At 60.3% G+C, this 4,506-nt stretch carries 5 protein-coding genes; all 5 read left to right on the top strand.

The window, feature by feature from the left end; translation table 11 throughout:
• A partial coding sequence (locus tag RMO23_RS14435) for an AMP-binding enzyme (RefSeq protein WP_309682898.1) occupies positions 1-166 on the top strand: 166 nt, incomplete at its 5' end.
• Between the two features lie 199 nt (positions 167-365).
• Positions 366-1,376 carry a sulfate ABC transporter substrate-binding protein gene (locus RMO23_RS14430; protein ID WP_309682896.1) on the top strand — a complete coding sequence of 337 codons (1,011 nt, stop codon included), beginning with the start codon at positions 366-368 and terminating at the stop codon, positions 1,374-1,376.
• A 79-nt stretch (positions 1,377-1,455) separates the two neighbouring features.
• Positions 1,456-2,286 carry a sulfate ABC transporter permease subunit CysT gene (gene cysT, locus RMO23_RS14425; protein ID WP_309682893.1) on the top strand — a complete coding sequence of 277 codons (831 nt, stop codon included), beginning with the start codon at positions 1,456-1,458 and terminating at the stop codon, positions 2,284-2,286.
• Positions 2,283-3,194: a sulfate ABC transporter permease subunit CysW gene (gene cysW, locus RMO23_RS14420; RefSeq protein WP_309682890.1), complete on the top strand. Its 912-nt coding sequence runs from the start codon at positions 2,283-2,285 to the stop codon at positions 3,192-3,194. The genes cysT and cysW overlap by 4 nt, the downstream gene beginning before the upstream one ends.
• 7 nt (positions 3,195-3,201) lie before the next feature.
• On the top strand, positions 3,202-4,317 hold the full coding sequence (locus RMO23_RS14415) for a sulfate ABC transporter ATP-binding protein (protein WP_309682887.1): 1,116 nt from the start codon (positions 3,202-3,204) through the stop codon (positions 4,315-4,317).
• Positions 4,318-4,506 lie beyond the last annotated feature (189 nt).

The following is a 4,506-nucleotide window of genomic DNA, read 5'->3' as shown; positions in this document are numbered from 1 at the left end:
AAATATAGTGGCCGAACTGCAGGCCCACGTGAAAAACCTGCTGGCGCCTTACGAATACCCGAAAGAGATTGAATTCATCGACGCGCTGCCCATGACCACGACCGGCAAGGTGCAGCGGCGGGTGCTGCGGCTGCAGGAAGAAGAGCGCTTCAAGCGGGGCGCTTGACGCGGCCGGCGCGCGGTCGTCGAGCGGGTGAGGGCAGAGGCAAACAGAACTAAACAGTGAAAACTAAACAGTGCCAGAGAGAGTTCTAATAAGATTATTTTGTAATTTAAAACCAATAAATCAGTATTTAAAGTTTTAACGTTCGGCTTTCAGAATTCAACCCATCGCACTTTTGCGCTGTTATTTTCTGGAGTTGTTCATGTCCACCCGCCCGCCATTCTTCAGCTTCGCCATCGCTGCCATCCTGACGGCTGCCAGTCTGGCTGCCACTGCCCAGCAAGCCGTCAGTCTGCTCAATGTGTCCTATGACCCGACCCGCGAGCTTTATGCCGAATACAACGCCGCCTTCGCGAAGCACTGGAAGGCCAGGACGGGTCAGGAGGTCACCATCAAGCAAAGCCATGGGGGCTCTGGCAAGCAAGCCCGCGCGGTGATTGACGGGCTGGATGCTGATGTGGTGACCCTGGCGCTGGCGGGTGACGTGGATGCCATCCACAAAAACGGCGGCTGGATTCCCAAGGACTGGCAAAAGCGCTTGCCGCTGGCCAGCAGTCCTTACACCTCCACGATTGTGTTGGTGGTTAGGGCGGGCAACCCCAAGGGCATCAGGGACTGGGATGACCTGATCAAACCCGGCGTGAGCGTGATTACGCCCAATCCCAAGACCTCGGGGGGTGCCCGCTGGAACTATCTGGCGGCGTGGGAGTTTGCCAGGCGAAAGTACGGCAGCGAGGCCAAGGCCGGCGACTTCATGGCCAAGCTGTTTGCCAATGTGCCGGTGCTGGACACCGGGGCGCGGGGCTCTTCAATCACCTTTGCCCAGCGCAACCAGGGCGATGTCTTTCTGTCGTGGGAAAACGAGGCCTATCTGCTCGAAAAAGAGTTCGGCAACAAGGTCGATCTTGTCTACCCGTCATTGAGCATTCTGGCCCAGCCGCCGGTGACCGTGGTGGACAAAAACGTGGATCGAAAGGGAACGCGCGCCGTGGCGCAGGCCTACCTGCAGTTCCTCTACACCGAAGAAGCGCAAGACATCATAGGCAGGAACTTCTACCGTCCCACGTCCGCCGCGGCCCAGGCCAAGTACGCGAAGCAGTTGCCCAAGGTCAACCTGTTCACCGTTGAAGAAGCTTTTGGCGGCTGGGACAAGGCCGACAAGACGCACTTTGCCGACGGCGGCAGCTTCGACCAGATTTATAGCAAAAAGTGAGCGCGGCGCTGGGACCCCGGCGGCTGCCATTGCTTTCTGAATCACCAGAACCTCCGCTTTTTTTCAGGGAAACCGACTCATGCGCGCTGCCAAAAAGGTACTTCCGGGCTTCAGGCTCACGCTGGGGTTCACCTTGCTTTACCTTGGCCTGATTGTGCTGATACCGCTTTCGGCCCTGTTTTTTAAAACCCTCACGCTCAGCTGGGACCAGTTCGTGGCGGCAGTGACCAGCCCGCGGGTGCTGGCCTCGTACCGCCTGACCTTCGGCGCGTCCTTTCTGGCTGCAACTGTCAATGCGGTATTCGGCTTGCTGGTGGCGTGGGTCCTGGTGCGCTTCTCCTTTCCCGGCAAGAAGCTCATGGATGCGCTGGTGGATCTGCCCTTTGCCCTCCCTACCGCGGTAGCGGGTATCTCGCTGACCGCCTTGTTGGCAGGCAATGGCTGGGTTGGCCGCGTGCTGGAGCCCCACGGTATACAGCTGGCCTTCAACCCTGGCGGGATCGTGATCGCGCTGATTTTTATCGGCTTGCCCTTTGTGGTGCGCACGGTGCAGCCGGTGCTGGAAGACGCGGAGAAAGAGCTGGAAGAAGCCGCCGCCTGCCTGGGGGCCACCCGCTGGCAGACCTTTCGGCATGTGATCTTTCCGACGATTTTTCCGGCACTGCTGACCGGCTTTGCGATGGCGTTCGCGCGCGCCATTGGCGAGTACGGCTCGGTCATTTTTATCGCCGGCAACATGCCGCTGGTTTCGGAGATCACGCCGCTGATCATCATCGGCAAGCTCGAACAGTACGACTATGCCGGTGCCACCGCAGTGGCGAGCGTGATGCTGGCCATCTCCTTCATCATGCTGCTGGTCATCAACGGACTTCAGGCCTGGCAGCGCAAACGCAGCGCGGCTGCATCATGAGTACCCCCCATGGCGCCAGACGCGCCAGCGCCGGGACCATAGAGTCCGCATGGGTCAAGTGGACGCTGATGGCTGGCGCTCTGGCATTCTTCTTTTTGTTCCTGATCCTGCCGCTGGCGGCCGTGTTCACCGAAGCCCTGCGCAAGGGCCTGGGAGCGTATTTTGAGGCGCTCAAGGAACCCGATGCCTGGAGTGCCATTCGGCTCACGCTAGTCATCGCCGTTATCGCCGTGCCGCTGAACCTGGTGTTCGGCGTTGCCGCTGCATGGGCCATTGCCAAATACGAGTTCAAAGGCAAGGCCCTTCTCACCACCCTGGTCGATCTGCCGTTCTCCGTGTCACCGGTGGTGGCCGGCTTGATCTATGTGCTGATATTCGGCGCCCAAGGCTGGTTTGGCCCCTGGTTGCAGGCCCATGACATCAAGATGGTGTTTGCGGTGCCCGGCATGGTGCTGGCCACGATTTTCGTGACCTTCCCCTTCATCGCCCGCGAACTGATTCCCCTGATGCAAGCGCAAGGCAGTGATGAAGAGCAGGCGGCGATGGTGCTGGGCGCTTCGGGGTGGCAAACCTTCTGGCACGTGACGCTGCCCAACATCAAATGGGGCCTGGTCTACGGCGTGATCTTGTGCAACGCCCGCGCCATGGGGGAGTTCGGTGCCGTTTCAGTGGTGTCGGGCCACATCCGCGGCCAGACCAACACCATGCCGCTGCATGTAGAGATTTTGTACAACGAGTACCAGTCGGTGGCCGCGTTTGCCGTGGCCTCCTTGCTGGCGCTGCTGGCCCTGGTTTCGCTGGGCGTCAAGTCCTTGGTGGAGTGGCGGTTTGAACGCGATCAGAAGGTCGCCGCCGAATCAAGCCCCGAGCGCCCCATCGCGATGGTGCAAAACCCCATTTTGAATTGAGACCCTGATGAGCATTGCCATCCGAACCATCAGCAAAGACTTTGGCACCTTCAAAGCCTTGCGCGATGTGAACCTGAACATTGAATCGGGCGAACTCGTTGCCCTTCTTGGCCCCTCGGGCTGCGGCAAGACCACGTTGCTGCGCATCATTGCGGGCCTTGAGGCTGCAGACCAGGGCCACATTTTGTTCAGCGGCGAAGACACCACCGAGCTGCATGCAAGACAACGCAATGTCGGCTTTGTGTTCCAGCATTACGCGCTGTTCCGTCACATGTCCGTGTTTGACAATGTGGCTTTCGGCCTGCGCATGAAGCCCCGCGCTTCGCGCCCGTCTGAAACGGTCATCCGGCAAAAGGTGCATGAGCTTTTGGGCCTGGTGCAGCTCGACTGGCTGGCCGACCGCTACCCGGCACAGCTGTCCGGCGGACAGCGCCAACGCATCGCCCTGGCACGCGCGCTGGCGGTGGAGCCCAAAGTGCTGTTGCTGGACGAGCCGTTTGGCGCACTGGATGCCAAGGTACGAAAGGAACTGCGACGCTGGCTGCGACGCTTGCACGACGACCTGCACGTGACCAGTATTTTTGTGACGCATGACCAGGAGGAAGCGCTGGAGGTTGCCGACCGCGTGGTGTTGATGAATGGCGGCAGGGTGGAGCAAGTGGGTTCACCGCAAGAGGTATGGGACCACCCGGCAAGCCCCTTTGTGTATGGATTTTTGGGGGATGTCAATTTGTTCCACGGCCGCGCGCATGAAGGTGAAATGCGCATTGGCGACAACCTTCACGGCGTGCGTCTGGAGAGCCCTGAGCACAGCACCACGCAGGATGCAAAGGCGTTTGCCTATGTCAGGCCGCACGAACTGGAGGTTCGGCGTTACGTCACCGGTGAAGACCGCAACCGGCACTTCGAGCGGACGCAGGGAGGTATTCCGGCCAGGCTGGTGCGCGCCATTGTGGTGGGTCCGATCGCGCGGCTGGAACTCTCGCCCCTGGACGCATTCACGGCGGGTAGCGGCGACATCATCGAAGCCCAGATGGGCGCGCAGCAGTTTCGCGAGATGGCGCTGAAGGAGGGCGAGACACTGGCGCTCACGCCGCGCAAGGCACGCGTGTTTGTGGCGTAGATGCACTGGCGCTTCGGTGGCATGCTGAGCCAACCAGCGCCCGCATCGTTGGGTCCGGTAGGGTGAAAAAAAAGCACCCGAAGGTGCTTTTTGTAGGGAGGCAGGACGGCCTTACCTGGCAGCCACCTGCTCGGCCACATAGATTTCGACGCGGCGGTTTTTGTCGCGGCCCTGCTGGGTGCCGTTGTC

The sequence above is a fragment of the Polaromonas sp. genome (assembly GCF_031411155.1).
GTDB lineage: Bacteria > Pseudomonadota > Gammaproteobacteria > Burkholderiales > Burkholderiaceae_C > Polaromonas.
Note: the sequence above shows the minus strand (reverse complement) of the source record. Positions and strands in the feature narration are given on the sequence as shown.